This window comes from Streptomyces sp. URMC 127, assembly GCF_051386535.1.
Classification (GTDB): Bacteria; Actinomycetota; Actinomycetes; order Streptomycetales; family Streptomycetaceae; genus Streptomyces.
This window is the reverse complement of sequence record NZ_JBPQTW010000092.1, coordinates 1-25,762: the sequence shown is the minus strand read 5'-3', so window position 1 is coordinate 25,762 and position 25,762 is coordinate 1. Positions and strand designations below refer to the sequence as shown.

General features: G+C 72.5%; 26 protein-coding genes. 5 read left to right on the top strand and 21 right to left on the bottom strand.

Features of this window, described 5'->3' with window-relative positions; all coding sequences use genetic code 11:
• The 5 genes from ACSNOH_RS19240 to ACSNOH_RS19220 all read right to left on the bottom strand — a co-directional run.
• A partial coding sequence (locus ACSNOH_RS19240; protein WP_436722600.1) for a TPM domain-containing protein occupies positions 1–1,860 on the bottom strand: 1,860 nt, incomplete at its 3' end.
• Positions 1,861–1,967: 107 nt separating this feature from the next.
• Positions 1,968–2,732: a succinate dehydrogenase/fumarate reductase iron-sulfur subunit gene (locus tag ACSNOH_RS19235; protein WP_436722599.1), complete on the bottom strand. Its 765-nt coding sequence runs from the start codon at positions 2,730–2,732 to the stop codon at positions 1,968–1,970.
• A complete protein-coding gene (locus tag ACSNOH_RS19230) occupies positions 2,729–4,669 on the bottom strand; it encodes a fumarate reductase/succinate dehydrogenase flavoprotein subunit (protein ID WP_436722598.1) in 1,941 nt (646 codons plus the stop codon). Before ACSNOH_RS19230 ends, ACSNOH_RS19235 begins: the two co-directional genes overlap by 4 nt.
• A gap of 51 nt (positions 4,670–4,720) precedes the next feature.
• A complete protein-coding gene (locus tag ACSNOH_RS19225; protein ID WP_436722597.1) occupies positions 4,721–5,563 on the bottom strand; it encodes a hypothetical protein in 843 nt (280 codons plus the stop codon).
• Between the two features lie 77 nt (positions 5,564–5,640).
• A complete protein-coding gene (locus tag ACSNOH_RS19220; RefSeq protein WP_436722596.1) occupies positions 5,641–5,925 on the bottom strand; it encodes a hypothetical protein in 285 nt (94 codons plus the stop codon).
• Between the two features lie 348 nt (positions 5,926–6,273).
• On the opposite strand from ACSNOH_RS19220, the gene ACSNOH_RS19215 reads away from it, so the two are divergent.
• The gene (locus tag ACSNOH_RS19215; protein WP_436722595.1) at positions 6,274–8,358 is read left to right on the top strand and encodes an ABC transporter family substrate-binding protein; all 2,085 of its coding nucleotides are present in this window, start codon (positions 6,274–6,276) and stop codon (positions 8,356–8,358) included.
• 15 nt (positions 8,359–8,373) lie between these two features.
• Here ACSNOH_RS19215 and ACSNOH_RS19210 read toward each other — a convergent pair whose 3' ends face one another.
• Positions 8,374–9,303, bottom strand: coding sequence for a zinc-binding dehydrogenase (locus tag ACSNOH_RS19210; RefSeq protein WP_436722594.1), 930 nt, complete (start codon positions 9,301–9,303; stop codon positions 8,374–8,376).
• Between the two features lie 105 nt (positions 9,304–9,408).
• Between ACSNOH_RS19210 and ACSNOH_RS19205 the strand changes: the two genes are divergently transcribed.
• The gene (locus ACSNOH_RS19205; protein ID WP_436722593.1) at positions 9,409–10,086 is read left to right on the top strand and encodes a TetR/AcrR family transcriptional regulator; all 678 of its coding nucleotides are present in this window, start codon (positions 9,409–9,411) and stop codon (positions 10,084–10,086) included.
• Here the strand turns inward: ACSNOH_RS19205 and ACSNOH_RS19200 are convergent.
• From ACSNOH_RS19200 to ACSNOH_RS19185, 4 genes are all read right to left on the bottom strand, one after another.
• The gene (locus ACSNOH_RS19200) at positions 10,040–10,246 is read right to left on the bottom strand and encodes a hypothetical protein (RefSeq protein WP_436722592.1); all 207 of its coding nucleotides are present in this window, start codon (positions 10,244–10,246) and stop codon (positions 10,040–10,042) included. The genes ACSNOH_RS19205 and ACSNOH_RS19200 overlap by 47 nt on opposite strands.
• Positions 10,247–10,265: 19 nt before the next feature.
• Entirely contained in the window at positions 10,266–10,457 is a 192-nt protein-coding gene (locus tag ACSNOH_RS19195; protein WP_436722591.1) for a hypothetical protein, read from the bottom strand.
• Positions 10,458–10,596: 139 nt separating this feature from the next.
• Positions 10,597–10,788, bottom strand: a complete 192-nt coding sequence (locus ACSNOH_RS19190; protein WP_436722590.1) for a hypothetical protein — start codon at positions 10,786–10,788, stop codon at positions 10,597–10,599.
• An 11-nt stretch (positions 10,789–10,799) separates the two neighbouring features.
• Positions 10,800–11,651 carry a helix-turn-helix domain-containing protein gene (locus tag ACSNOH_RS19185; protein ID WP_436722589.1) on the bottom strand — a complete coding sequence of 284 codons (852 nt, stop codon included), beginning with the start codon at positions 11,649–11,651 and terminating at the stop codon, positions 10,800–10,802.
• 238 nt (positions 11,652–11,889) lie between these two features.
• Here ACSNOH_RS19185 and ACSNOH_RS19180 point away from each other — a divergent pair, with 238 nt between their 5' ends.
• On the top strand, positions 11,890–12,423 hold the full coding sequence (locus ACSNOH_RS19180; RefSeq protein ID WP_436722588.1) for an ATP-binding protein: 534 nt from the start codon (positions 11,890–11,892) through the stop codon (positions 12,421–12,423).
• A gap of 18 nt (positions 12,424–12,441) precedes the next feature.
• Here the strand turns inward: ACSNOH_RS19180 and ACSNOH_RS19175 are convergent, their stop codons facing one another.
• The 9 genes from ACSNOH_RS19175 to ychF form a co-directional block, all read right to left on the bottom strand.
• Positions 12,442–12,855, bottom strand: a complete 414-nt coding sequence (locus ACSNOH_RS19175) for a VOC family protein (protein ID WP_436722587.1) — start codon at positions 12,853–12,855, stop codon at positions 12,442–12,444.
• A 64-nt stretch (positions 12,856–12,919) separates the two neighbouring features.
• Positions 12,920–13,282 carry a helix-turn-helix domain-containing protein gene (locus ACSNOH_RS19170; RefSeq protein WP_436722602.1) on the bottom strand — a complete coding sequence of 121 codons (363 nt, stop codon included), beginning with the start codon at positions 13,280–13,282 and terminating at the stop codon, positions 12,920–12,922.
• Between the two features lie 84 nt (positions 13,283–13,366).
• A complete protein-coding gene (locus ACSNOH_RS19165; RefSeq protein WP_436722601.1) occupies positions 13,367–15,922 on the bottom strand; it encodes a SpoIIE family protein phosphatase in 2,556 nt (851 codons plus the stop codon).
• Between the two features lie 194 nt (positions 15,923–16,116).
• Positions 16,117–16,557: an ATP-binding protein gene (locus ACSNOH_RS19160; protein WP_436722586.1), complete on the bottom strand. Its 441-nt coding sequence runs from the start codon at positions 16,555–16,557 to the stop codon at positions 16,117–16,119.
• A 154-nt stretch (positions 16,558–16,711) separates the two neighbouring features.
• Positions 16,712–17,119: a (deoxy)nucleoside triphosphate pyrophosphohydrolase gene (locus ACSNOH_RS19155; RefSeq protein WP_436722585.1), complete on the bottom strand. Its 408-nt coding sequence runs from the start codon at positions 17,117–17,119 to the stop codon at positions 16,712–16,714.
• A 160-nt stretch (positions 17,120–17,279) separates the two neighbouring features.
• A complete protein-coding gene (locus ACSNOH_RS19150) occupies positions 17,280–17,477 on the bottom strand; it encodes an SPOR domain-containing protein (RefSeq protein ID WP_436722584.1) in 198 nt (65 codons plus the stop codon).
• 233 nt (positions 17,478–17,710) lie between these two features.
• Positions 17,711–19,378, bottom strand: coding sequence for an APC family permease (locus tag ACSNOH_RS19145; RefSeq protein ID WP_436722583.1), 1,668 nt, complete (start codon positions 19,376–19,378; stop codon positions 17,711–17,713).
• Positions 19,379–19,649: 271 nt separating this feature from the next.
• Positions 19,650–20,402: a GntR family transcriptional regulator gene (locus tag ACSNOH_RS19140; RefSeq protein WP_391836366.1), complete on the bottom strand. Its 753-nt coding sequence runs from the start codon at positions 20,400–20,402 to the stop codon at positions 19,650–19,652.
• 291 nt (positions 20,403–20,693) lie between these two features.
• The gene (ychF, locus tag ACSNOH_RS19135) at positions 20,694–21,782 is read right to left on the bottom strand and encodes a redox-regulated ATPase YchF (RefSeq protein WP_436722582.1); all 1,089 of its coding nucleotides are present in this window, start codon (positions 21,780–21,782) and stop codon (positions 20,694–20,696) included.
• A 202-nt stretch (positions 21,783–21,984) separates the two neighbouring features.
• Here ychF and ACSNOH_RS19130 point away from each other — a divergent pair, with 202 nt between their 5' ends.
• Positions 21,985–22,614: a DUF6542 domain-containing protein gene (locus tag ACSNOH_RS19130; RefSeq protein ID WP_436722581.1), complete on the top strand. Its 630-nt coding sequence runs from the start codon at positions 21,985–21,987 to the stop codon at positions 22,612–22,614.
• Here ACSNOH_RS19130 and ppgK read toward each other — a convergent pair.
• Together ppgK and ACSNOH_RS19120 are read right to left on the bottom strand one after the other, a co-directional pair.
• On the bottom strand, positions 22,511–23,275 hold the full coding sequence (ppgK, locus tag ACSNOH_RS19125; RefSeq protein ID WP_436722580.1) for a polyphosphate--glucose phosphotransferase: 765 nt from the start codon (positions 23,273–23,275) through the stop codon (positions 22,511–22,513). The two genes, ACSNOH_RS19130 and ppgK, sit on opposite strands and share 104 nt — an antisense overlap.
• Positions 23,276–23,342: 67 nt before the next feature.
• A complete protein-coding gene (locus ACSNOH_RS19120) occupies positions 23,343–24,332 on the bottom strand; it encodes a 4-hydroxy-3-methylbut-2-enyl diphosphate reductase (protein WP_436722579.1) in 990 nt (329 codons plus the stop codon).
• Positions 24,333–24,429: 97 nt separating this feature from the next.
• On the opposite strand from ACSNOH_RS19120, the gene ACSNOH_RS19115 reads away from it, so the two are divergent.
• A partial coding sequence (locus ACSNOH_RS19115; protein ID WP_436722578.1) for an APC family permease occupies positions 24,430–25,762 on the top strand: 1,333 nt, incomplete at its 3' end.

The following is a 25,762-nucleotide window of genomic DNA, read 5'->3' as shown; positions in this document are numbered from 1 at the left end:
GGCCGGGGTGGCGGGGTCGTAGCGGGTGCCGTAGCTGCCGACGTCGTGTTCGGCGAGGGCGCGGGCCTGCCGGGCGAGGGAGTCCGCGTGGCCCGTCTCGGAGCGCATGGTGCGCAGGTCCCGGGCGGCCCGGGCGAGCGCGAGGTGCCGCTCGGCCTCGGCGAGGCGCGTGCGGGCCCGGCACCCGACGGCGCCCCGGTGGGTGGTGACGAAGTCCCGCGCGGCGGCCACCTCCCCCCGCACCCGCCGCAGGGCCCGCTGGACGCGCACCCGGGTCCGGTCCTCCCGGCCGGCCTCCAGGGCCGCGGCCGTCTCCTCCACGTGCCGCAGGACGGCCCGCGGGTCGTACCGCCCGCTCTCCACCTCGCGCCGGGCGCAGGCGAGGGCCCGGGCCTGGGGGCTGCCGCGCGGGGCGAGGGCCTCGGCGTCCGCGAGGGCGACGGGCAGCCGCGCGGTGGCGCCGCTGAGCTCGTGGGCGCGGCGGAGGGCTGCGAGGGTGAGGACCCGGGCCTGGGAGAGGGCGGCCTCGCCCGCGCGGAGGGAGATCGCGGCGGCGTCGCCGTCGCCGGAGGCGAGGGCGCGGCGGGCCTCGGCGAGGGCGGCCGTGGCGAAGGCGAGCCGGTCGCGGGCCTCGGCGGGGTGGCGGGCGACGGCCGCGAGGGCGGTGGCGGTGCAGTGCCCGGACAGGACGTCCAGCGCGCCCTCGGCGGTGGCGATGCGCGGGGCGAGGTCCTCCGCGGCGGCCTCGGCGCGGGCGAGGATGCCCGCGGCGTTGGCGCGGAGGCCGCGCAACCGGTCGAAGGATGCGGATTCGGCGTCCAGGCGCCGGTTGGCGCTGGTGCAGTGGGAGCAGATCTCGTCCAGCGTGCGGCGGCGGATGTCGGGGTCCTCGTAGGGCGCGTCGTCGAGGGCCTGGCGCAGCCGGAAGGCGTCGGCGAGCTCTTGCTGGGCGTAGGCGACGGCCTCGGCGAAGGGCCGGGCGGCTTCGTCGCCCAACTGTTCCGCGGCGAAGTGGAGTTCTTCGGCGCTGGTGCGTACGGCGTCGTCGGTCTCGACGAGGGCCCGGTCGGCCTCGGCGTCGAGCTCGGGCAGCGGGGTCAGCGGCCGGGCCGTGCGCGCGGGGCCGGGCGGGGCGGCGGTCCCGGGCCCGGGCCCCGGCGAGGCGGCCTGTCCGGCGCGCCGCCTGCGGGAGGCGCGGCGGGCGCACAGGTAGAGCCCTAGGACGCAGAGCCCGCCGCCCGTGGCGACGGGCAGCCACACCCGGCGGTGCCCGGGGACGAGGCCTTCGCCGCCGGGGTCGGGGGTGCCGGGCGAGATGGCGGGGGGCCGCACCGGCTCGCCGGCGAGCACGGCGGCGTAGCCGTCGGCGGCGCCGATGGCCGCCCCGGCCCAGTCGTGCTGGGCGACGGCGGGGGCGATGGCGGTGGTGGCGACGGCCTTGAGCTGGTCGGCGCGGAAGCCGGACTGCTTGGCGGCGGAGACGGCGTACTGCCGGCCGTGGGTGGCGACGGCGAGGAGGACGTCGTGCTCGCCGAGGCCGTTGCGGTCGGCGGTGGCGTCGGCCCAGGCGCGCCCGGAGCGGCCGGAGAAGTCGCGTACGTAGGTGACGTACAGCTGGACGCGGTGGGTGGTGCGCAGGCGCTCGATCGCGGTGGTGACCTGCGCGCGGCGCTGGCCGAGCGCGCCGACGGTGTCGGTGATGCGCCCGCCGGCGTCGAGGTCGAGGGGGGTGTCCGCGCGCGAGGAGGGCGCGGGGAGCAGGGGGACGACGGAGAGCAGCAGGGCGCACAGCCCGAGGAGGGCGCCGGCGATGGCCCGTGCCGGCGCCCCCGTCCCGTACCGCCTCGAAAGCCGCGTCACACTTGTGAGCGTATGGCGGTAATGCCCGCTCCGCTACTGGGAGCAAGACGCCGAACACGGAGGGTGTCCGCACTCCGTCGTGCGCGGGCGCGCGCGCCGCGCCCGGGTCACGCCCGGCGGCGGATTCTGCTCCCGAGCCAGACCAGCGGATCGTATTTCCGGTCCACGGCCCGCTCCTTCAGCGGGATCAGCGCATTGTCGGTGATCTTGATGTGCTCGGGGCAGACCTCCGTGCAGCACTTGGTGATGTTGCAGTAGCCGAGCCCGTGGTCCTCCTGCGCGGCGCGCTTGCGGTCGATGCCCGCCTCGGCGGCCGAGTCCAGCGGGTGCATGTCCAGCTCGGCGACGCGCATCAGGAAGCGCGGCCCGGCGAAGACGGGCTTGTTCTCCTCGTGGTCCCGCACCACGTGGCAGGTGTTCTGGCACAGGAAGCACTCGATGCACTTGCGGAACTCCTGGGAGCGCCCCACGTCCTCCTGCTGCATCCGGTACTCCCCCGGCCCGACCCCGGGCGGCGGGACGAAGGAGGGGACCTCGCGCGCCTTCGCGTAGTTGAAGGACACGTCCGTCACCAGGTCCCGCACCACCGGGAAGGCCCGCATCGGGGTGACCACGACGGGCTCGGCCGGGTCGAGCAGCGACATCCGTGTCATGCACATCAGCCGCGGCCGCCCGTTGATCTCCGCGCTGCACGAACCGCACTTGCCCGCCTTGCAGTTCCAGCGCACGGCGAGATCGGCGGCCTCGGTGGCCTGGAGCCGGTGGATGATGTCGAGGACGACCTCGCCCTCGTTGACGGTCACGGTGTAGTCGACGAGGGAGCCGCCGTCCGCATCGCCCCGCCACACCTTGAAGTGGGCCTCGTAGCTCAAGAGGTCAGCTCCTCGTCCGTCAGGTACTTCACCAGCTCCTCCTTGTCGAAGAGCGCCAGCAGGTCGTCACGGATCGGCGGCATCTCGCGCCGCTCCAGGCGCACCCGGCCCAGCAGCGGGTCCGCGCCGGGCCCGGTGCTGTCCCCGTTCAGCCGGCACACGAGGTTCAGCCGGCGCCAGCGCCGGTCCATCGCCGGGTGGTCGTCGCGGGTGTGGCCGCCGCGGCTCTCGGTGCGCTCCAGGGCCGCCCGGGCCACGCACTCGCTGACCAGCAGCATGTTCCGCAGGTCGAGCGCCAGGTGCCAGCCGGGGTTGAACTGCCGGTGGCCCTCCACCCCGGCCCGCCGGGAGCGGGTGCGCAGCTCGGTCAGCCGGCGCAGGGCCTCCTCCATCTCCGGGCCCTTGCGGATGATGCCGACCAGGTCGTTCATGACCTGCTGGAGCTCCTGGTGCAGGGCGTACGGGTTCTCCGCCGGCCCCTCGGGGACGGCCGCGTCGCCGCCTTCCGCGCCGAACGGGCGCAGCGCCTCCGCCTCGGCCGCCGCCAGGTCGGCCTCGGAGACGACGGGCCGGCCCGCGCCGGGGAAGGAGGCGGCGTGCTCGGCCGCGTACAGCCCGGCGCGCCGGCCGAAGACCAGCAGGTCGGAGAGGGAGTTGCCGCCGAGCCGGTTCGAGCCGTGCATGCCGCCCGCGACCTCGCCCGCGGCGAAGAGGCCGGGCACGCCCACCGCCGCTGCCGTGTCCGGGTCGACGTCGACGCCGCCCATCACGTAGTGGCAGGTGGGGCCGACCTCCATCGGCTCGGCCGTGATGTCGACGTCCGCCAGCTCCTTGAACTGGTGGTGCATCGACGGCAGTTTGCGTTTGATGTCCTCGGCGGGCAGGCGGGTGGAGACGTCCAGGAAGACCCCGCCGTGCGGGGAGCCGCGGCCCGCCTTGACCTCGGAGTTGATGGCGCGCGCCACCTCGTCGCGCGGGAGCAGCTCGGGCGGGCGGCGGTTGTGGTCCGGGTCCTGGTACCAGCGGTCGCCCTCGGCCTCGGACTCGGCGTACTTCTCCTTGAAGACGTCCGGGATGTAGTCGAACATAAACCGCCGGCCGTCGCTGTTGCGCAGCACGCCGCCGTCGCCGCGCACGGACTCGGTGACGAGGATGCCCTTGACCGAGGGCGGCCAGACCATGCCCGTCGGGTGGAACTGCACGAACTCCATGTTGATCAGGGACGCCCCGGCGAGCAGCGCGAGGGCGTGCCCGTCGCCGGTGTACTCCCAGGAGTTGGACGTCACCTTGAAGGACTTGCCGATCCCGCCGGTGGCCAGCACGACGGCCGGGGACTCGATCGCGAAGAACCGGCCGGACTCGCGCTCGTAGCCGAAGACGCCCGCGATGCGGTCGCCGTCCTTGAGCAGGCGGGTGACCGTGCACTCCTGGAAGACCTTCAGCCGGGACTCGTAGTCGCCGGTCTCGCGGTGGTCCTCCTGCTGCAGCGAGACGATCTTCTGCTGGAGCGTGCGGATCAGCTCCAGGCCCGTACGGTCGCCGACGTGCGCCAGCCGCGGGTACTCGTGGCCGCCGAAGTTGCGCTGCGAGATCTTCCCGTCCCGGGTGCGGTCGAAGACGGCGCCCCAGGTCTCCAGCTCCCAGACGCGGTCGGGGGCCTCGCGGGCGTGCAGCTCGGCCATCCGCCAGTGGTTGAGGAACTTGCCGCCGCGCATGGTGTCGCGGAAGTGGACCTGCCAGTTGTCGCCCTCGTTGACGTTGCCCATGCTCGCGGCGATGCCGCCCTCCGCCATCACGGTGTGGGCCTTGCCGAAGAGCGACTTGCAGATCACCGCACAGCGCATGCCCCGCTCGCGGGCCTCGATGGCGGCACGCAGCCCGGCGCCGCCGGCGCCCACCACGACCACGTCCCAGGCTTCTCGGGCCGTACGCGACATCAGAAAGCACCTCTCCTTTTGAACGTGAAGGCGTGGGGTGGAGCGGGCCGGCTAGAAGAAGCGCGGGTCGTCGAACACGCCGCTCGCCAGCAGGTAGACGTAGAAGTCGGCGACGGCCACGCTGATCAGCGAGGCCCAGGCGAGCTGCATGTGCCGGGCGTTGAGCGCACTGACCCAGCCCCACATGCGGTAGCGCACGGGGTGCTTGGAGAAGGTGCGGATCCGGCCGCCGACGATGTGCCGGCACGAGTGGCAGGAGAGGGTGTACGCCCAGATCAGGGCGATGTTCGCGAGGAGCACCAGGGTGCCGAGGCCCATGTGGCCCCACTCGCCGCGGGCGTTGCGGAAGCCGAGCGCGGTGTCGTACGTGAGGATGCCCGCGACGATCACCGCGAAGTAGAAGAAGTAGCGGTGCACGTTCTGCAGGATCAGCGGGAAGCGCGTCTCGCCCGTGTACGTCGCGTGCGGCTCGGCGACGGCGCAGGCCGGGGGCGAGGCCCAGAAGCCGCGGTAGTACGCCTTGCGGTAGTAGTAGCAGGTCAGCCGGAAGCCCAGCGGGAAGATCAGGATCAGCAGGGCGGGCGAGAGGCCCCACCAGGCGCCGAAGACGTGCCAGTCGGCACCGCCCTTCATCGGGACGCAGTTCTGCGCGATGCAGGGCGAGTAGAACGGGGAGACGTAGGGCGCCGCGTAGTAGTCGTCGTTGGCGAAGGCCCGCCACGTGGAGTAGACGACGAAGGCGAACAGCCCGGCGGCGGTGACCGCCGGGGCGAGCCACCAGCGGTCGGCGCGCAGGTGGCGGGCGGGGATCGTGGCCCGGGAGGGGTGGTGGACCCCGCCTTGTGCGGGCACCCCGGCGGCGGTCGCGGATCGGGGGTCGGTACCAGTGGCCAAGAGGGACTCCGGTCAGGAGCGGAAGGGCGGGAATGTCGGTGGCGTGCCGCGCGGTGGAGCGCCGCGTCGCCGCCCCGTCAGGGCGCGCGCCGGTCCCGCGCGCCGACCCCCTCGTCGTCCACGTCCTTCCACAAGGACGCGTCGTACGGGGTGTCGGGGATGTGCACGGTCTCCAGGCGCGGCTGCGCCGCGGGGTGGACGTCGCACAGGAGGGTGACGCTCTCGCGCAGGTGGGCGGCGTCCGTCCGCACCCGGCGCAGTTCGAGATCCCGGCTGCCCAGGTGCTTCTCCAGCCGCGTGAGCGTCCGGCCGAGGTCGTCCAGGCAGCGCTGGACCGCGGTCACTTCGTCTTGCAGGGACATGTCGGTCTGACCCTCACTTCCGCAGTCGGCGGTTGCGGGTGGCGACGGTGATGCGACTCAAGAGTGTCGCGCGTCACACCCCTCCGGGGGAAGATAGCGATCGGGCCTTCGCCGGAACGGGTGCGGCGCGCGCCGCGAATCCACAGAAACGTTCCTTCATGAGGGGTGCAGGACGCGTCCGCCCACCCCCGGGGGCCGCGGAATCGTTCGTCCACGCGGGTGGCGTACACCCGGGCGGCGCGTGTCGGCGCGCAGCCGGACCGACTGTCGCATTCAGTGGTGAGCAGTAGATGCGATCAGCGGCGCATTACGCCGAACGAGTCCGGTGAGTCCGGCGGAGGTAGCACCATGGCCCCTCTTTCCACTCCCACGCGGTCCCGCCGGTCCCGTACGCGCCGGTCCCGTACGCGCACGCGCCGCCGCGCCGCCCTGCTGGCGGCCGGGCTGCTGCTCCCGCTGCCCCTCCTCGGCGGCTGCGGCCTCGGCGACGACGGCAGCGGCGGCCGCATCACCCCGCAGGACATCGCCGCCGCCGCGCGCCCCCGGGTCGCCGACGGCGGCACCCTCACCTGGGCCGTCGACGCCCTGCCCAGCACGCTCAACACCTTCCAGGCCGACGCCGACGCGGCGACGCAGCGGGTCGCCGGGGCCGTCCTGCCCGCCCTGTTCACCACCGACGGGCGCGGCCGCCCGCAGCGCAACGCCGACTACCTGCGCTCCGCCGAGGTCGTCCAGCGCGAGCCGCACCAGGTCGTCGTCTACAAGCTCAACCCCAAGGCCGTCTGGAGCAACGGCAAGGCCCTCGGCGCCGCCGACTTCGAGGCCCAGTGGAAGGCCCTGCGGGGCAAGGAGAGCGGCTACTGGGCGGCCCGCAACGCCGGCTACGACCGGATCGACCGCGTCGAGCGCGGCGCGGACGACCACGAGGTCAAGGTCACCTTCGCCCGCAGCTACGCCGACTGGCCCGCCCTCTTCACCCCGCTCTACCCCAAGGCCGTCACCGGCAGCGCGGACGACTTCAACGACGGCGCCCGCAACGACCTGAAGGTCACCGCGGGCCCCTTCCGCGTCGCCGGGCGCGACGACAAGGAGGGCACGCTCACCCTCGCCCGCGCGCCCAAGTGGTGGGGCGAGCGCGCCAAGCTCGACCGGCTCGTCCTGCGGGCGCTCCCCCGCACCGAGCGGGCGGCGGCCCTGGCGGCCGGCAAGCTCGACCTGGCGGACGTGGGCGCGGCCGACGCGGGCCGCATCACCGCCGCCAACAAGCCCGGAAGGCAGGACAAGGGCGACAAGCCGCCGGCCGCCGCGGCCGCACGCCCGGCCGCCCTGCGCGGCATCGTCGTCCGCAAGTCCCTGGAGCCCGCGTACACCCAGCTCGCCCTCAACGGCGCGAGCGGCCCGCTCGCCGACGAGCGGGTCCGCCGTGCCCTCGCCCGCGCCATCGACCGGCACGCCATCGCCAAGTCCGTCCTCGGCCCGCTGGGCCTGCCGGTGGAACCGCTCGGCAGCCACCTCTTCCTCTCCGGGCAGGAGGGCTACGAGGACAACAGCGACGCGCTCGGCGGCCCCGACCCCAAGGCCGCCCAGGCCCTCCTCGCCGAGGCGGGCTGGAAGCGCGCCGAGACCGGCGGCCGCAAGACGGCGGCGGACGGCCGCGCCGGCACGGGACGGACGCTGGGGCTGCGGCCGGGCCCGGCGGCGGGGCCGGTCCCGTCGGGCGACGCGGAGGCTGATGCGGCTGCCGATGCCGCCGATGCCGCCGACGCTGTCGGTGCCGAGGCGGAGTACGCCGCCGACGACAGCCTGGATGACGGCATGGGGCCCGACGGCATCGGGGCCGGCGGCCTGGGGCCCGATGGGAAGCCCGCCGCCGACGGGGGGCGCGCGGCGGCCGCCCCGGTCCGCATGAAAAACGGCAAGAAGCTCACCCTCCGCTTCGTGGTGCCGGTCAGCTCCGGCGCCGACTCCCTGCGGTCCGTCGCCGACCGCATCGCCCGCCGCCTCGACGCGGTCGGCATCGCCACCGAGGTCACCAAGGTCGGCGACGCGGGCTTCTTCAAGGACCACATCGCCGCCGGCAGCTACGACCTGGCCCTCTACTCCTGGCCCGCCACCGCCTACCCCGCCACGGACGCCCGCCCCGTCTACGCCAAACCCCAGCCGGCGGCCGACGGCTCGCTGGTGGTGGAGCAGAACTACACCCGCGTCGGAACCGACCGCATCGACCAGCTCTTCGACCAGGCGTCCACGGAGCTGGACGCGGAGGCCTCCCGCGACCTGGCGGGCCGGGCGGACGCCCGCATCTGGTCGCTGGCGGGCTCGATCCCGCTCTACCAGCGCCCGCAGCTGGTGGCGGCGCGGAAGACAGTGGTCAACGCGGGCGCGTTCGGCTTGGCGACGCCGCGGTACCAGGACATCGGGTTCCGGCGCTAGCCTCGCGAGGGCTTCTCAGGTGAAGTCCAGTACGGCCTTGCCGTGCAGCCGGCGGCCGAGCAGGGCATCGACGGCCTCCCCCGCCTCTTCCCAGCTGCCGCGCCAGGAGATGTGCGGGGTGAGTTCGCCGGTGGCGACCTGCTGGGCGAGCCACGTCAGGTCACGGGCGAGCCCGGTGCAGGCGAGCAGGAAGAACGTGGCCATGGAGCGGTCGTGCCGCCCTTGGTCGCCGAAGAGGGCGCCGTAGGGGAAGGTTTCGTCTTCGTGGGCGGAGTGCCCGACCGCGACCAGGGTGCCTCCTTCCGACAGCTTGCCGTAAGCGTCGACGAGTTGCCGCCCTCCGATCAGGTCTACAACTCCGTCGACGGGTTCGGTGAGGTGGAGCGGTTCGGCGATGACGTCGTGGGCGCCCAGTGCGCGCAGGCTGTCGCCGTGCCGTTCCGGTGACCCGGTCGAGGCGGTGACGTGGGCTCCGCCGCGCCGGGCAAGCTGCACGGCGTAGCGGCCCGTGCCGCCGGTGGCGCCGGTGACCAGGACGCGCCTTCCGAGGATGGGGCCCAGGCGGTGCAGGGCGCGGAGTGCGGTGGCGCCGGCGACGGGGAGGGTGCTGATGGCTCCGAGGTCGGCACCGTCGGGAACGACGCCCATCAGGTTCGTGTCCACGGCGCGGAGTTCGGCCCATCCTCCGGCCGGGCCCAGGGTCACGACCCGGGTACCGACGGCCGGACCGGAACCGTCCGCCGCCGCGCGCTCGACCACCCCGGCGGCGTCCCACCCCAGGACGTCGCCGTCAGCGGCCTGCTGGAGGACGTTGCTCACCTCGCCGTAGTTCAGGGAGGTCGCCTCCACCCGGACCAGGGCCTGGTGCGGGGCGGGATCGGGGTCGGGAGCCTGACCGAGGCGGAGGCCTCCGGGGGCGGAACGGTCGACAACGAGAGCACGCATGGCGATGCGCCCTTCACGAGATGGCGGGAGGTGATGACGTCTCAGTTATGCCACTGAGTGGCACATGCCTGCAAGTGGCATTCACCTCTCAGGTACGCTGCGGGCATGGGGAACCCGCGTCCATCACCCGAGCCCGGCAGCCGGCTCCCGCTGCGCGAACGCAAGAAGCAGCGCACGCGGGAAGCGCTGGTCGACACGGCACTGGAACTGTTCACCGAGCGGGGCTTCCAGGGCGTGACCCTCGACGAGCTCTGCGACGCGGTGGATACCTCGAAGCGCACGTTCTTCCGCCACTTCAGCAGCAAGGAAGACGTCGCCATGACGCCGCTGCTCGACATGTGGCGGGCGTTCCTGGAGGAGCTCGAAACCCGTGACCCGGACGGCGGCCCGCTCCTGGACCTGCTGCGGGACGCCCTGCTCGCCGCGCTGGACCGCATGCCGGCCGACCGGTGGGCGGAGCGGGTTCTCCTCAGCCGTCAGCTGGCCGAACAGGCCCCGTCCATGGACGCGCACGGCCTGCGCTTCTGCCGCGACACGACGCGCGCGGCGCTGGACATCCTGGACGGACGGCTCGGCGTTACGACAGCGGACGACCCGCGACCGCGGCTGGCCATCGACATGCTCGTGGCGGCGTTCCACTGCGCGCTGGACGCCTGGACGGCCTCGCCGGGCACGCGCACGCGGGGCGCCCTGGCGGCCCAGCTGCGGGTAGCGTGCGCAGCGCTTCCGGGAAGCCTCAGCCTCCCTCTACCGCCAGCAGGTGATCGGCCTTCCCGGCCTTGATGTCGCGGATGAGGGCGCGGAGGGCGTCGCGGGTGCCGGTGAGGTAGCGCTCTTCGGCGCCGCGGACGGCGATGTAGGCGTTGCCCGCGGCGTCGGCGCCTAGGCGAAAGCAGGCGCTCCCTTCACCGCAGAACGGCTCCTCCCAGTCGATGTACGGCATGGGTGCGCCCTCCTTCGGATCAGAGCAGGTGGTCCGCCTTGCCCGCCTTGATGTCGCGGATCAGCGCGCGCAAGGCGTCACGGGTGTCGGTGACGTACTGATCCTCCGCACCGTTGACAGCGATGTATGCGTTACCCGCGGCATCGGTGCCCACCCGGAAGCAGGCGTTTCCATCGCCACAGAACGGCTCCTCCCAGTGGATGTACGGCATGGTCGCCTTCCTTCGGAGGCCGGGGTGCAGGTCCATGGGGGTAGATACCCCGCCCGTACGGGTACCAGTGCGCCCCCACAGGAGCGCGCCGCCTCGGCCGCCCCCTGACCCGCACCCGCCCCACGGATCCGCACCACGGTCAGAGCAAGTGGTCCGCCTTGCCCGCCTTGATGTCGCGGATCAGCGCGCGTAGGGCGTCGACGGTGTCAGTGACGTACTGATCTTCCGCACCGCTGACGGCGATGTACGCGTTGCCCGCGGCATCCGTGCCTATTCGGAAGCAGTTGTTTCCAGCGCCGCAGAACGGATCTTCCCAGCTGATGTGAGACATGGTGCCCTTCTTCAAAGTTGGGACGCGATGCTGTGGATGAAGTCACGCGACTGCCGTACGTCAAGGGCGGCGTGCTCCATCCATTCCAGGTGGGCACGGTACCGGGCCAGTTGCGACTCGGCGGACAGGAAGATCGGGCCGTCCGCCGCGTCGAGTTGGACGGTATCGAGTTGAGGCACCGGACCTTCGGCGTACAGCGTTGCGCTCCCCGAGCCGGGAAATACCCCCGCTTCCACGGGAATCACGCGCAGTACGACACTTTCGCCTTCGGACGCCAGGAGAAGGTGCTCAAGCTGTTCCCGCATCACCTTCCTGCCCCCGAACTGCATGCGCAGGGCGGCCTCGTGGATGTACCCCTCGTAGCTGGGCGGCCCCTCGCCGCACAGGATTTGCTGACGTTGCATGCGATGCGCCACACGCAGCTCGACTTCCAGGCGTGGCAGAGGCGGAAGCACGCTCCCAAAGATCGCGCGAGCGTACTCCTCCGTCTGGAGAAGGCCGGGGAGGTGCAACACCTGTGACGTGCGCAACCGTGCCGCATGCCACTCCAACTCTGCAATGTCCAGCAGGCCCATAGGCAGCGTCCCCCGGAACTGCTCCCACCAGCCACGCTCGCCCTTCTCGGCCATGGCGGCGAGTGCGTCAACGTAGTCAACGTCCGCACACGCGTAGCGGCATGCCAACGTGCGGAGACGATCGGGCGCGATGACGCGGACCCCGGACTCGATGTTGGAGATCTTCGTACGGTCGATGCCGAGCAGCCCGGCGGCGTGCTCGGTCGTAACCCCTGCGGCTAAGCGCATCTTGCGCAGCTCGGCACCGAGCCGCTTCTGCCGTTCGGTGGGCGTTGTCCTGGGTGGCATGCGCCCTTCCTACCGCTTCCGTGTGGCCCGTTCATAAAGCGCTGGCCACACTTCACCCGTTCGAGGCAATAGCCACGGCTGGCGTGGCACAGGTGTCAGTGCGTGGCTAGCTTCAGTGTCACGCCGCGAACTCGCCGGAAGCGCATCGTACGGGCGACGTACACACCCTTGCCCTGAGACAGGCCACCGGCCGGGCGCCGTACCGCGGAACTCGCTACCCCACCATCGGAGCCGCCCCATGCTGCCCTCCATCAACCCCGAACACGCCGAGCCCCTCTGCCCCCTCATCACCCCCACCCCGCCCAACCCCTCCACCCTCTCCACCACCCAGCGCCCCGCCTACAAGCCCCGTTCCTCCGACCCCTCCGCCCTCTCCTACAGCTTCACCGTCCCCGGGGACCCGCTCTCCGCGACCGTCGTCCGGGCGACCATCCGCAGCGTTCTGCGCGCCCACGGGCTCGGCACGATCGAGGAGCCCGCCCTCGCCGTCTCGGGAGAGCTCGTCGCCTGCTCGACCCGATTCGCGCCCGGGCAGGACCTCTACCACTCCCTCCGCTGGTGCGACGGCGCGCTCCGCATCGTCAACTGGGACGCCCACCACGGCCACACCGACACCCACGACGCGGCCCACTGCACCGCGCAGCGCAAGCGCGCCCTGCTCCTCCTCGCCGCCGTCGTGCGCGAGTGCCGCGGCACCTGGGGCATCAGCAAGCCGGGGGCGGACACGGAAGGGACCCGCGTCTGGGCGCGGATCCCGCTCCCCGGCGCCTGAGCGCGCCGCGCCGCGCCGCTACGCGCCCCGCGGCTGCGTGAAGCGGATCCGGTTGCCGAACGGGTCGCGGAGGCCGCAGTCGGTGCCGTACGGGCGCTCGGTCGGCTCCTCGGTGAACTCGACGCCGCGGGCCACCAGCGTCTCGTACGTCTTGCGGCAGTCGTCCGTGGTGAGGATGAGCCAGCCGCCCATCGCGCCCTTGGTCACCAGTTCGCGGACCTGCCGCGCGGTCTCCTCGGACATGGCCGGGGCGCCCGGCTTCTCCAGCAGGATCTGGCGCTCCGGGTGGCCGGGGACGCTGACGGCCAGCCAGCGCATGAAGCCCAGGTCGACGTCGGCGGCGACCTCCAGGCCGAGCTTGCCGACGTAGAAGTCGAGGGCCTCGTCCTGGTCGAGGACGAATATCTGCGAGTGCGTAATGGCGTTGAACATGGGCATCACGCTACGGGGCCGCCCCGCGGAATACTTATCCGAAACTGCTCAGCCTCTCAGCCGCTCAGCCGCTCGGTCTCGTCCACGCCATCGCGAAGCACGTCGGTACGGCGGCCGCGGACACCGCTTCCTTCCGGTACGCCCGCGGTGACCGGCCGACGATGTCGCGGAAGGTGCGGCTGAAGGTGCCGGGGCTGCCGAAGCCGACCTCGTAACAAATGTCCGTGACGCTGCGGTCGGTCTCGCGCAGCAGGAACATGGCGCGTTCGACGCGGCGGCGCTGCAGGTACCGGTGCGGCGTCTCGCCGAAGACGGCCCGGAAGGTGCGGGTGAAGTGCGCTTCCGAGACGTGGGCGATACGGGCCAGGGCCGGGACGTCGAGCGGCTGCGCGTACGCGCGGTCCATCGCGTCCCGGGCCCGCAGCATGCGGCGGTTGCTGTCCTCGGCGGCGGTGCGGTTCACCGCGCCATCGTGCCATCAGACCACGTCCGGACCACGCCCCGGCACCCGTCAGTACAGGCTCAGCAGCGCCTCCACCGCGTCCGGGGCCGGGAAGTCGCCGTCGGGGAGGGCCAGCTCGAACCACACCGTCTTGCCGTGCGGGGTGCGGCGGCTGCCCCAGGCCGCGCTGAGCATGCCGACGAGCTGCAGGCCGCGCCCGCCCTCGTCGGTGTCGCGGGCGCGCCGCCGGCGGGGCTGGACGAGGCCGCCGTCCCAGACCTCGCACACCAGCGTGCGGTCCAGGAGCAGCCGTAGCCGGATCTCGCCCTCTCCGTAGCGCAGGGCGTTGGTGACGAGTTCGCTCACCAGCAGCTCGGTCGTGTCGACCAGGCTTTCCAGGCCCCACAGGGGGAGCTGTTCGCGGGCGAGCTCGCGGGCGCGGGCGACGGAGCGCGGTTCCGCGGGCAGGGTCCAGTCGCCCACGTGCTCGTCGGGGAGGCCGCGCAGGCGGGCCATGAGGAGGGCGATGTCGTCCTCGCCGTGGTGGGTGTCGAGCGCGCCGAGGACGTGCTCGCAGACCTCCTCCAAGGGGCGGGAGGGGCCCGTGAGGGCCTCGCGGAAGGCCTCCAGGCCCTCGTCCAGGGCGTGGTCGCGGGATTCGACCAGGCCGTCGGTGTAGAGGGCGAGGAGGGCGCCGTCCGGCAGGTCGATCACCGTCTCCTCGAAGAGCTCGCCGCCGACGCCGAGCGGCATGCCGGGCTGGACGTCGAGCAGCTCGGCGGGGCGGCCGGCCTCCACGAGGACGGGCGGCAGGTGTCCGGCGTTGGCGATGGTGCAGCGCCGGGTGACGGGGTCGTAGACGGCGTAGACGCAGGTGGCCAGGTAGACCTCGGAGAGGTCGGCGGCGCGGACCCCGCCGCGTACGCCGCGCGTGGAGGACTGCCCGCCGCCGGGGCGGCCGAGGCCGTGGGCGATCTCGTCGAGGGCGGAGAGGACCTCCGCCGGCTCCAGGTCGAGCATGGCCAGGGTGCGGACGGCGGTGCGGAGCTCGCCCATGGCGACGGCCGCGCGCAGGCCGCGGCCCATGACGTCGCCGACGACGAGGGCCGTGCGGTGCCCGGGGAGCTCGATGACGTCGAACCAGTCGCCGCCGACCTCGGTGGCGGCGTTGGCGGGCAGATAGCGGCAGGCGATCTCCAGACCGGCGGCCTCGGGGTCGCCGGGGGGCAGGAGGCTGCGCTGGAGGATGACGGCGCGCTCGTGCTCGCGCCGGTAGAGGCGGGCGTTGTCGATGCAGACGGCGGCGCGGGCGGCCAGCTCGACGGCGAGGGCGGTGTCCCGCTCGCCGAAGGGCTCGCTGCCCTTCGTGCGGGAGAACTGCGCGAGGCCCACCACCGTGTCGCGGGCGACCATCGGCACGGCGAGCGTGGACTGCACGACGGCGCCGAGCTCCGGCCCGTCCTCGCCCTCCTTGCGCGGGACGACCTGCACCTGGGCGGTGCGCAGCGCCGCGGCGCACGGCGAGTGGAAGGGGTAGCGGTGGACCTCGCCGACCTGGACGGGCTTCTGCCCGCCCGCCACGGGCGCCCCGGAGACCGCGCTGGCGTACGCGACGCGGCGCAGCTCGGCGCTGCCGTCGGCGAGGCCGGGCGGGGCCTCGTCACCGGCGAGGAGGCCCTGGTAGAGGTCGACGGAGGCGAGGTCGCAGAACTGCGGGACGGCGACGTCCAGCAGCTCGCGGGCGGTGGTCTCCAGGTCCAGGGAGTTGCCGATGCGCGCGCCGGCCTCGTTGAGCAGGGCCAGGTTGCGGCGGACGCCGGCGGCCTCGCGCTCGGCGCGGCGCCGGCCGGTGACGTCGGTGGCGAGCGCGGCGACGCCGATGGGCCGGCCGCTGCCGCTGTGCAGCCGGTAGAGGGAGACCGACCAGCGGCGTCGCTCGCTCCGGCCGGGCACGGACCCGACGAGCTGAAGGTCCGGCACGGGCTTTCCGCTGTCGAGGACTTGGCGCAGGGCGGCCATGAGCCGGTCGGCCTCGCCGCGGGGCAGGAAGTCGTACGGGGTGCGGCCGCGGTGCCAGTCGGCGGGGCGGCCGAAGGCCTGCGCGAAGCTCTCGTTGACGCGCAGCAGCGTGAGGTCGGTCCCGAAGAAGAAGAATCCCAGCGGAGATTGGCCGAAAACGGCTTCGGAGGCCGCGATGTCGGTCTCTATTCCGCGCAGCGCCCGGACGTCGACGGCGACGCAGAGCGCGGCGCGCTGCCCGCGCTCGTTCTGCGTGGGCATCACGTAGATCTCGGCGAGGCCGGACTGCTCGCCGGGGGCGGTGGCCGGCTGCCCGCCGGGGGTGTCGTGGCCGCCGCCGCGCTGATACGGGATCAGGCCCGTCCACTCGCGCCCGTCGAGGCCGCCCTCGGCGAGGAAGGGCGCGGTGGGGCGCCGGCCGCGGCCGTGCGGTCCGGCCGGGGCCAGGACCTCCAGCGGGTCCTTGCCGACGGCGTGCCGGGCCGTTATCCCGAAGAGCTCGGCGGCGCGCTCGCTCCACTGCTCGATCCGCCCGTCGGGCCCGAGGGAGAAGGAGGCGACGCGGATGTAGTCGTAGAGGGATCCGGGTGGGTTGTTCTGCCACATCTCCGTGGCGCGCGATCCGTGCGTCTCCGCGGCGCGCGATCCCTGCGCCGAACCACCCGCCGCACCCGCTGGCTTTTCGCTCACGTGCCCGTCCCCTCCGGCTCTCGTGCTCGCACCGGCATCAGAAGGCCGAGTATCCAGCACAGGGGCCCTTCGGGACACGGACTTCACGATCACAGCACGGTCTCAACCCGCTACGGGTCATCCCCGGGCCGGTGGCCGGGCAAGCTCAGTTCGAACCACACGGTCTTACCGGTGTTGCCCCGTCGGGTTCCCCACCGGCGGGAGGCGCATGCGACGAGCTGCAGACCGCGTCCGCCCTCGTCGTCGGGGTCGGCCACGCGCTCGCGGGGCGGGTCGGGGAGCGGGTCGGAGACCTCCACCAGAAGGGTGGGCCCCGCGTGGGAGTACATCCTTACCCCGATCGGTCCGCTCGCGTACCGCAGGGAGTTGGTGACCAGCTCGCTGACCAGCAGCACCGTCACGTCCTTGACGCCGTCCATGCCCCAGTCGTGCAGGGTGTCGCGGACGAGGGTGCGGGCCGTGCGGACGGCTCCGGGCTCGGCGGGGAAGCTCCACTCGGCGAAGCCGGGCGTCGACGCCAAGGTCCCTGCGCTCTCGTTCACGCCGACCACTTCCCGACCACTTCGCGGACCGCTGCGGACCCCGCCGGGTTTACCCGGTTCAGGGGGAATAATCAGCACATACCCGGTATGCGGTGCCGACTATCTTCCGCGGCCGTCCGAGCTGGTCACCCGTGCGGCAGATGGCGTAGTGGAGTGCGCCCGGTCACGCCTCCGCGCGCCGGAGCAGCCCCGCGGCGAGCGCGACCGCGGGGCGGTCCTGATCGAGCCAGTCGACGTCGTCGATCTCGTCGGGGGCGAGCCAGCGCAGCGCGTCGTGGTCCTGGAGCGGGCGGGCCTCGCCGGCGAGCAGCCGGGCCGTCCACACGTGCAGCACGTACGGCGGGCGCAGCGGCCACTCGCCGGCGACGCGCTCCAGCGGCTCGGCCTCCACGCCGAGCTCCTCGCGCAGCTCCCGGACGAGCGCCTCGCCGGCGCTCTCGCCGGGCTCCAGCTTGCCGCCGGGCAGCTCCCAGCGGCCGGCGAGCTCGGGCGGAGCGGTGCGCCTCGCGGCGAGCATCCTGCCCTCGTGGAGCAGGGCCGCTCCCACCACTACGCGTCGTTCGGTCGTCATGGACGCCCAGCGTACGGCCGTGCGGCGCGGCCATGACGTACGGGGCAGGCACGTACGGATTCCGCCGGACCCTCACCGTCTGGGTGGCGCGCCGTTGCGGCGGGATGTTCTTGCCGGAACCCGGCGGGCTGCGGCACGGCCCCGCACCGCCGGCCGCAGGTCAGGACGCTCGGCCCACCCGTTCGACTATGTACAGCCGGCGGCGGTCGCCGTCGCCGTCGACGGCGCGGGCGCCGTCGAGGCTGCCGACGACCTTCTCCGCCTCGGTCCTGGTCGCGTAGCGCCCCACGCGGTAGCGGTTGCCGTTCTCGTCCTGGCGGATGACCAGCCACGGAAGGACCGGTCCGCTGTCCGTCATCGCCCCTGCCTTTCCGCCGTGATGAGCGCCGGCGCACACTCCTCGGCCATTCCCGGAGAAACCGCAGTACGCATATGCCCGAGCGTACGCCCGACCTTTACGCAGCGGATACGGTTTTTTACGAAGAGGCACGCATTCGGCCACCGGCCCCGGGTGCGCGGATGCGCGAAGGGGGGGCCGCGGACCCGTACGGGCCCTCGGCCGCCCCTTCGCGGCACGGGAGATCTAGCGGATCACGACTTCGACGACTTCGCCATGGAGGGCTCGGAGCGCCCCTCCGGGTCGCCGGAGGCCTCGGCGGCCTCCGCGGCGGCCATCTCCTTCTCGGTCGCGACGAGGGTCGGGTTGCGCCAGGCGCTGCGCACGCCCCAGACGTAGAACACGAGCGCGATCAGGACGACGACCACGATGTCCCAGCCCTGGGCCAGGTAGCCCTTGCCGCCGAACTCGGTGCCGCCGGCCCACGAGACGAAGGCCATGACCAGCAGGTAGGTGACCATCCAGGCGCCGGCCATCAGGTGCGGCTTGAGCTCGGCCCACGGCTTGCGCAGCTCGTACCAGGCCCAGATCGGCAGGCCGATCGCCATGATGAAGATTACCTTGCCCGTCAGCGGCCAGCGGGCCCAGTACATGACCAGGGAGCCGAAGATCATCGCGATGGGCGCGATGACCGGCATGGCCTTCAGCTTGACCGGGCGCTTCATGCCGGGGGCGATGCGGCGCAGCGACATCACGGCGACGGGGCCGGTGATGTAGGAGATGACGGTGGCGACACCGACGATCTCGGCGATCGAGCCCCAGCCGCGGAAGACGGCCAGGAAGACGAAGGAGATCACGAGGTTGAGCAGCAGGGCCGGCTTGGGCACGCCGGTCTTGGGGTCGACCTTGCCGAAGACCTTCGGCAGGTGGCCGTTCTCCTGGACGCCGTTGATCATGCGCGAGGTGGTGGCCGCGTAGATCATGCCGGTGCCGGACGGGGAGATGAACGCGTCCGCGTACAGCAGCAGCGCGAGCCAGTTCAGGCCCCAGGTGATGGAGAGGTCCGCGAGCGGGGACTTGTAGGCGAGCGTGTTCCAGCCGCCGGAGAGGTCCGCGGCGGGGACGGCCATCAGGAAGGCGACCTGCAGCGCGATGTAGATGACCAGCGCGATCAGGATGGAGCCGACGACGGCCTTCGGCAGCGACTTGCCGGGGTTGCGGGCCTCGGCGGCCATGTTCAGCGGCGACTGGAAGCCGTTGAAGGCCCAGACGATGCCCGCGACGGCGACGGCGCTGAAGACGGCGCTCCAGCCGTTGGGGGCGAAGCCGCCGTGGGCGGAGCCGACGTTGCTGGTGTCGAAGTGCGCGAAGATCAGGGCGCCGGCGGTCAGCGCGGGCACCACGACCTTGAACACGGTGATCGCGTTGTTCGTCTTGGCGAACAGGGTGATCGCGAACCAGTTCAGGAAGAAGTAGAAGACCACCAGGGCGCTGGCGGCCGCGAGGCCGGTGCCGGTGAGCTCCTTGCCGTCGTAGAGCTTGGCCGCCCAGTCGAACTTCCAGGAGCTCATGTACTGGATGGACGCGGTCGCCTCGCCCGGGATGACGGAGACGATGGCGATCCAGTTGGCCCAGGCCGCCATGTAGCCGGCCAGCGAGCCGTGCGAGTACTGGCCGTACCGCACCATGCCGCCGGCCTTCGGGAACATCGAGCCGAGCTCGGTGTAGGTGAGGGCGATGGTCAGCGCCACGACGGCGCCGATGACCCAGGCGAAGATGGCAGCCGGCCCGGCCAGAACGGCGGCGCGCTCGGCACCGAAAAGCCAGCCGGAGCCGATGATCGACCCGAGTCCGACGGCCGTCAGGGCCGTCGTGCCCAAGGTCCGGCGGTAATTCGAGTGGGAACCCTGTTCGGTACTCAAGCCCCGGATCTCCTTTTCTCTCTACTCCCCCACGGCAGGACACAAACCGCGCCATCGTACGAGCGATTTGGACGGCTGGATTCCGCGAAAAGCCTCTGACCTGGGCGTATGTGAGTTTTGCAACATAAAAATTGACCCGGAGTAACCGGGTCAAAGTGGGACATACTATGCGCTACTTACCCGCGAGTAAAGAACGTGCGGGCGGTGCCGGGACCACCGCACCGCCCGTACGTCACAGCCGCGTCATCGCCGCTTCACAGTCCTGTCACGGCTACTTCACCGGAAGGTGGTACGCGACGCGGTAGCGGTCGGCGAGGACGACGATCTCGGCCGTCTCGACGGGGCAGCCGCCCGCGAAGAACGTGCGCGTGACGACGACGACGCAGTGGCCGGGCACTCCGCCGAGCGCGAGGACCTCCTCCGCGAGCCCGGGCCGGGCGCTGACCTCCTCGGCGACGTTGTCCACGATGAGGTCGATGGCGGCCATGCGCTCGACCACGCCCCGGCCGGCCAGCGGCCCCTCCTCGGGGAGCATCACCGGCGTGCGCCCCGTGACGGACAGGGGCTCCCAGGACGTGGAGAGCATCACGGGCTCTCCCTGCGCCCGGAAGACGTAGTCCGTGCGCATCGTGCGGTCGCCGGTGGCGATGCGCAGGCGGCGGGCGACGGCGGCATCCGCCGGGACCTGCTCGCTGCGCGACTCCCAGGTGCCCTTGACCCGGCTGTCCGCCTGCTCCTGGCGGAAGGGCGTCGACTCGCCGGCCGGGCGGTACCCCGTGCGGACGAGGGTGCGCGGCACGGGCTGCTCGCGCACATACGTGCCGGAACCGGACCGGCCCTCCACCAGGCCCTCCGCCATGAGCACCTTGCGGGCCTCCAGGGCCACGGTGTCCGAGACGCCGTACTGCTCGCGGATGCGCGCCTGGGAGGGCAGCCGGGTATGCGGCGGCAACTCGCCGGCGACGATCTTCTGACGCAGATCGCCGGCCACTCGAAGGTACGCGGGCTGGTCACCGAAGGCCACGGCCACTCCCAACAGGTTGACAGTCCGCAACAGCTTGGCAACTCATAGTTGCGGTCCGCAACTCAAGGCCATGGATTCACTAGATGTAGTGAATTGCAGCTCAGGGACGCTTAGTTGACGGCAGCGCCCCCACATGCAGCGAGCACTACCCCCTGGCACATCCGCAAATATGCACCGGGCGATGCATACCCAGGCCACGCGCCGCAAACACGCTGCGTGACGAAAGTGGACAACGAAAAAGGGCCGACCCGCCGGGCCGACCCTTCTCGAAATCTGCCAAATTAGGACAGATCAGACATTGAACCTGAACTCAACTACGTCGCCGTCCGCCATCACGTACTCCTTGCCCTCCATGCGGGCCTTGCCCGCCGCGCGGGCCTCGGCGACCGAGCCGGTCTCGACGAGGTCGTCGAAGGAGATGACCTCGGCCTTGATGAAGCCCTTCTGGAAGTCCGTGTGGATGACGCCGGCCGCCTCGGGGGCCGTGGCGCCCTTCTTGATCGTCCAGGCGCGGGACTCCTTGGGGCCGGCCGTCAGGTAGGTCTGCAGGCCCAGGGTGTCGAAGCCGACGCGGGCGAGGGTGGCCAGGCCCGGCTCCTCGGCGCCGACGGACGCGAGGAGCTCCATGGCGTCCTCCTCGTCCAGCTCGGCGAGGTCGGCCTCCAGCTTGGCGTTGAGGAAGATGGCCTCGGCCGGGGCGACCAGGGCGCGCTGCTCGTCCTTGAAGGCCTCGTCCGTCAGCTCGTCCTCGTCGACGTTGAAGACGTAGAGGAAGGGCTTGGTGGTGAGCAGGTGGAGGTCGTGGAGGAGCTCCGCCTTCTCCGAGCCCTGGACGATGCCGGCGGAGAACAGGGTCGTGCCCTCCTCCAGGATCGCCTTGGCGGCCTCGACGGCGGCCACCTTCGGGGCGACGTCCTTCTTGATCCGCGACTCCTTCTGCAGGCGCGGCAGGACCTTCTCGATCGTCTGCAGGTCGGCGAGGATCAGCTCGGTGTTGATCGTCTCGATGTCGTCCTTGGGCGAGACCTTGCCGTCGACGTGGACGACGTTCTCGTCCTTGAAGGCACGGATGACCTGGCAGATCGCGTCGGACTCACGGATGTTCGCCAGGAACTTGTTGCCCAGGCCCTCGCCCTCGGAGGCGCCGCGGACGATGCCCGCGATGTCGACGAAGTCGACCGTGGCGGGCAGGACCTTCTGCGAGCCGAAGATCTCCGCCAGCTTCTGCAGCCGGGCGTCGGGCACGCCGACGACGCCCACGTTCGGCTCGATGGTGGCGAACGGGTAGTTGGCCGCCAGCACGTCGTTCTTGGTCAGGGCGTTGAACAGGGTCGACTTGCCGACATTCGGCAGACCGACGATTCCGATCGTGAGCGACACGTGGCGACTTCCCGTAGGTTCCAAAGGGTCCGCGGCCCGGTGCCGGGCCGGTCATGGCCCACTGCCGGGCCGGTCATCCAGTCTACGGGTCCGCCCCCGCCGGGCGGCCCGGCGCGGAGCGTCAGTCGAACGGACGGCCAAGGTGGCTCAATCCGCGTGTCCCGCGCCGGATTCCTGCCGCCCGCCGACCTAGTTTGGTCGGGTGGAGCAACCCAGCACGCGCACGCCCCGGGGCAAGGCCCGCCGTGTCCCTCCCGTGCCGCGGCCCGCGGCGCCCGCGGGGCAGGGCGCGGGCGCCGGTGCTCGCCGGCCGCGCGGCGGGCCCGCGGTCGCGCCGCTGCGGGGCCGCCTGGGGCGGCTGCCCGCGCCCCGGCTGACCGGCCTCGGCGGCGGCCTGCTGACCACCCTGTGGATGCTCGGGGCGGGCTGGCTGGACTCCCTGGGCAGCGGCTCCCCGGCCTTCTACGGGATCTGCTTCCTGCTGGCGGGCACGGTGTGCGCCCTGTGGGTGCGCCCGGCCGACCTGGTCACGGCGCCGGTCGCCGCCCCCATCGCCTTCGCGGTGGGGGCGGTGCCCCTGGTGAGCGCGGCGGGCGCGGCAGGCGCCGGGGGCGGCGCGGGCAGCAGGGTCATGGGCCTGGTCACCCTGCTGTCGCTCAACGCCGGCTGGCTCTACGCGGGCACGCTGCTGACCGCGCTCGTCGCGCTCCTGCGGCGGATCGCGCTGGTCAGGCGGCGGAGACGGGCACGGCTGCGCCGGCTGCAGCGGCCATCGCGGCCCCCACGATCCCCGCGTTGTTCTCCAGCCGAGCGGGCACGATCTCGGCGCTGACGCCCTCGATCAGCGGCAGGAACTTGGCCGCCTTGCGGCTCACCCCGCCGCCGATGATGAACAGCTCGGGCGAGAACAGCATCTCCACGTGGGCGAGGTAGCGCTCGACGCGCCGGGCCCAGTGGTGCCACTTCAGGCCCTCCTCCTCCTTGGCGCGGGTCGAGGCGCGGGTCTCCGCGTCGTGGCCCTGCAGCTCCAGGTGGCCCAGCTCGGTGTTGGGCACGAGCCGGCCGCCGGTGAAGACGGCGCTGCCGATGCCGGTGCCGAAGGTCAGCATGATCACGGTGCCGGTGCGGCCCCGGCCCGCGCCGTGGGTCATCTCCGCGAGCCCGGCCGCGTCGGCGTCGTTGAGCACGGTGACCGGGGCGCCGAGCCGCTCGGCGAGCAGCCCGGCGGCGGGCCTGCCGATCCAGCTCTTGTCGACATTGGCGGCCGTACGGGTCGTGCCGCCGACGACCACGCCGGGGAACGTCGCCCCCACCGGCCCGGCGGGCCGCCCGAAGTGCTCCACGACCTGCCGGACGCTGTCGGCGACCGCGTCCGGGGTGGCCGGGCGGGGGGTGAGCACCTTGAAGCGCTCCTCGGTGAGCACGCCCCGCTCCGTGTCGACGGGCGCGCCCTTGATGCCCGATCCGCCGATGTCCACGCCGAATACGTTCATGGCCACCACGCTACGGCGTGGTGGCCATGTGCGCAGGGGCCTCGTCCCCGCTGCCGGACCCGGGGGCTCAGGCCTCGCCGTCGGCCAGCTTCGCGGCCGCCTCCGCGCGCAGGTCGCGGCGCAGCTCCTTGGGCAGCGAGAAGGTGATGCTCTCCTGGGCGGCGGTGACGGTCTCGACGTCGCCGTAGCCGCGCTCGGCGAGCCACTCCAGGACGCCGTCGACCAGGATCTCGGGGACCGAGGCGCCCGAGGTCACGCCGACCGTGGAGACGCCCTCCAGCCAGGCCTCGTCGATCTCGTCGGCGTAGTCCACGAGGTGGGCGTCCTTGGCGCCGGCGCCGAGGGCGACCTCGACCAGGCGGACGGAGTTCGAGGAGTTCTTCGAGCCGACGACGATCACCAGGTCGGCGTCGGCGCCCATCTGCTTGACCGCGGTCTGCCGGTTCTGCGTGGCGTAGCAGATGTCGTCGCTCGGCGGGGAGAGGAGGTTGGGGAACTTCTGCTGCAGCGCGCCGACGGTCTCCATGGTCTCGTCGACCGAGAGGGTGGTCTGGGAGAGCCAGACGACCTTGTCCGGGTCGCGGACCTCGACGTTCGCCACGTCGCCGGGGCCGTCGACGAGGGTGATGTGGTCGGGCGCCTCACCGCTGGTGCCGATGACCTCCTCGTGGCCCTCGTGGCCGATCAGGAGGATGTCGTAGTCCTCCTTGGCGAACCGGACGGCCTCCTTGTGGACCTTGGTCACCAGCGGGCACGTGGCGTCGATCGTGGCGAGCTTCCCGCGGCGGGCCTCCTCGTGCACGACGGGGGCGACGCCGTGCGCGGAGAAGATGACGATGTTGCCCTCGGGCACCTCCTCCGTCTCGTCGACGAAGATCGCGCCCTTCTTCTCCAGGGTCTTCACCACGTATTTGTTGTGGACGATCTCATGACGCACGTAGACGGGGGCGCCGTACTGCTCCAGGGCCTTCTCGACGGCGATCACGGCGCGGTCCACGCCCGCGCAGTAGCCACGGGGGGCGGCGAGGAGGACCTTGCGGGCGGTGGGTGCAGTCATGCGGTCCATCGTAAGGGTCGGCGGCGCCGACCGGCGGCCCCCGTTCATATGGGGCAAGCTGGCGGAAGCCGCGCTTCCGCGACCCCGAGGGCAGCCCATGACCGTACCCGTGACCCCACCGGCCGAGGGCCCCGGCGAGAAGGCCGGGAAGCTGCACCGCACGCTCACCTTCCGCGACCTCGTCGTCTACGGGCTGCTCTTCATCGCTCCCATGGCGCCGGTGGGGATCTTCGGCACGCTGGACGCGAAGTCGCACGGGGCGGTGGCGCTGGTCTACGTCGTCGCGACCGTCGCGATGGCCTTCACGGCCTTCTCGTACGCGCAGATGGTGCGGGTCGCCCCGCAGGCGGGCTCGGTCTACACGTACGCGCGCGTGGGGCTGGGTGAGGGGCCGGGGTTCGTCGCGGGGTGGATGGCCCTGCTGGACTACCTGCTGATCCCGGCGGTGGCCTACCTCTTCTCGGGCATCGCCCTGCACGCGCTGGTGCCGTCGGTGTCGCAGTGGGTGTGGACGGCCGTCGCGGTGGCGGTGACGACCGCGCTGAACCTCGCGGGCGTGCGGACGGCCGCGGTCGCCGGCTTCCTGGTGCTGGCGATGGAGATCGTCGTGCTGGCGGTCTTCGTGGTCTGCGCGGTCTTCGCCCTCTCCGAGCACGGGGCGCGGCGCGGCTGGCTGTCGCCGCTGACCGGCGAGGCGGGCTTCACCACGGGGGCGGTGGTCGCCGCGGTGTCGGTGGCGGTGCTGTCGTACCTGGGCTTCGACGCGATCGCCGCCTTCGCGGAGGAGGCCGCGGGGGGCTCGGAACGGGTCGCGCGGGCCGTGGTGACGTGCCTGGTCGTCGCGGGCGCGCTCTTCGTCCTCCAGACGTACCTGGCCGCGCTGCTGGCGCCCATGTCGTCGGCGGAGCTGGCGGCGGACCCGGCGAAGCAGGGCTCGGCGTTCTACGACACGGTGGACGCCGCTACGGGCGCCTGGCTGCACGACCTGGTGGCGGTCAGCAAGGCCGTCGGGGCGGCGTTCGCGGCGCTGGCCGGGCAGGCCGCGGCGGGACGGCTGCTGTTCGCCATGGCGCGCGACCGGAGGCTGCCGGGCGTGCTGTCGAAGGTGGACCCGGCGTCGGGCGTCCCGCGCGCCGCGGTGCTGGGCGCGGCGGTGGTCAACCTGGTGGCGGCGGTGTGGGCGGCGCGGCGGGACGACGGGCTGGACCGCCTGGTGTCGGTCGTGGACGTCGGGGCGCTGGTGGCCTTCGCCCTGCTGCACCTGTCGGTGATCGGCTGGTTCGCGGTCCGCCGCCGGGGCCGCGAGCTGCGGCCCGTACGGCACGTGGTGGTGCCCCTGCTGGGGCTGGCGGTGGTGATCGCAGTGATCGCCAAGGCATCGACCACGGCCCAGGCGGTGGGCGGGCTGTGGCTGGTGGCGGGGCTGGGGG

Coding starts and splice junctions, on each gene's coding strand:
- ACSNOH_RS19185 (WP_436722589.1), bottom strand. CDS start 11,651: ATGCCACCCAGGACAACGCCCACCGAACGGCAGAAGCGGCTCGGTGCC.
- ACSNOH_RS19175 (WP_436722587.1), bottom strand. CDS start 12,855: ATGTTCAACGCCATTACGCACTCGCAGATATTCGTCCTCGACCAGGAC.
- ACSNOH_RS19180 (WP_436722588.1), top strand. CDS start 11,890: ATGCTGCCCTCCATCAACCCCGAACACGCCGAGCCCCTCTGCCCCCTC.
- ACSNOH_RS19190 (WP_436722590.1), bottom strand. CDS start 10,788: ATGTCTCACATCAGCTGGGAAGATCCGTTCTGCGGCGCTGGAAACAAC.
- ACSNOH_RS19215 (WP_436722595.1), top strand. CDS start 6,274: ATGGCCCCTCTTTCCACTCCCACGCGGTCCCGCCGGTCCCGTACGCGC.
- ACSNOH_RS19195 (WP_436722591.1), bottom strand. CDS start 10,457: ATGCCGTACATCCACTGGGAGGAGCCGTTCTGTGGCGATGGAAACGCC.
- ppgK (WP_436722580.1), bottom strand. CDS start 23,275: ATGAACGTATTCGGCGTGGACATCGGCGGATCGGGCATCAAGGGCGCG.
- ACSNOH_RS19155 (WP_436722585.1), bottom strand. CDS start 17,119: ATGACGACCGAACGACGCGTAGTGGTGGGAGCGGCCCTGCTCCACGAG.
- ACSNOH_RS19210 (WP_436722594.1), bottom strand. CDS start 9,303: ATGCGTGCTCTCGTTGTCGACCGTTCCGCCCCCGGAGGCCTCCGCCTC.
- ACSNOH_RS19220 (WP_436722596.1), bottom strand. CDS start 5,925: ATGTCCCTGCAAGACGAAGTGACCGCGGTCCAGCGCTGCCTGGACGAC.
- ACSNOH_RS19150 (WP_436722584.1), bottom strand. CDS start 17,477: ATGACGGACAGCGGACCGGTCCTTCCGTGGCTGGTCATCCGCCAGGAC.
- ACSNOH_RS19205 (WP_436722593.1), top strand. CDS start 9,409: ATGGGGAACCCGCGTCCATCACCCGAGCCCGGCAGCCGGCTCCCGCTG.
- ACSNOH_RS19170 (WP_436722602.1), bottom strand. CDS start 13,282: ATGCTGCGGGCCCGGGACGCGATGGACCGCGCGTACGCGCAGCCGCTC.
- ACSNOH_RS19165 (WP_436722601.1), bottom strand. CDS start 15,922: ATGTGGCAGAACAACCCACCCGGATCCCTCTACGACTACATCCGCGTC.
- ACSNOH_RS19200 (WP_436722592.1), bottom strand. CDS start 10,246: ATGCCGTACATCGACTGGGAGGAGCCGTTCTGCGGTGAAGGGAGCGCC.
- ACSNOH_RS19120 (WP_436722579.1), bottom strand. CDS start 24,332: ATGACTGCACCCACCGCCCGCAAGGTCCTCCTCGCCGCCCCCCGTGGC.
- ACSNOH_RS19230 (WP_436722598.1), bottom strand. CDS start 4,669: ATGTCGCGTACGGCCCGAGAAGCCTGGGACGTGGTCGTGGTGGGCGCC.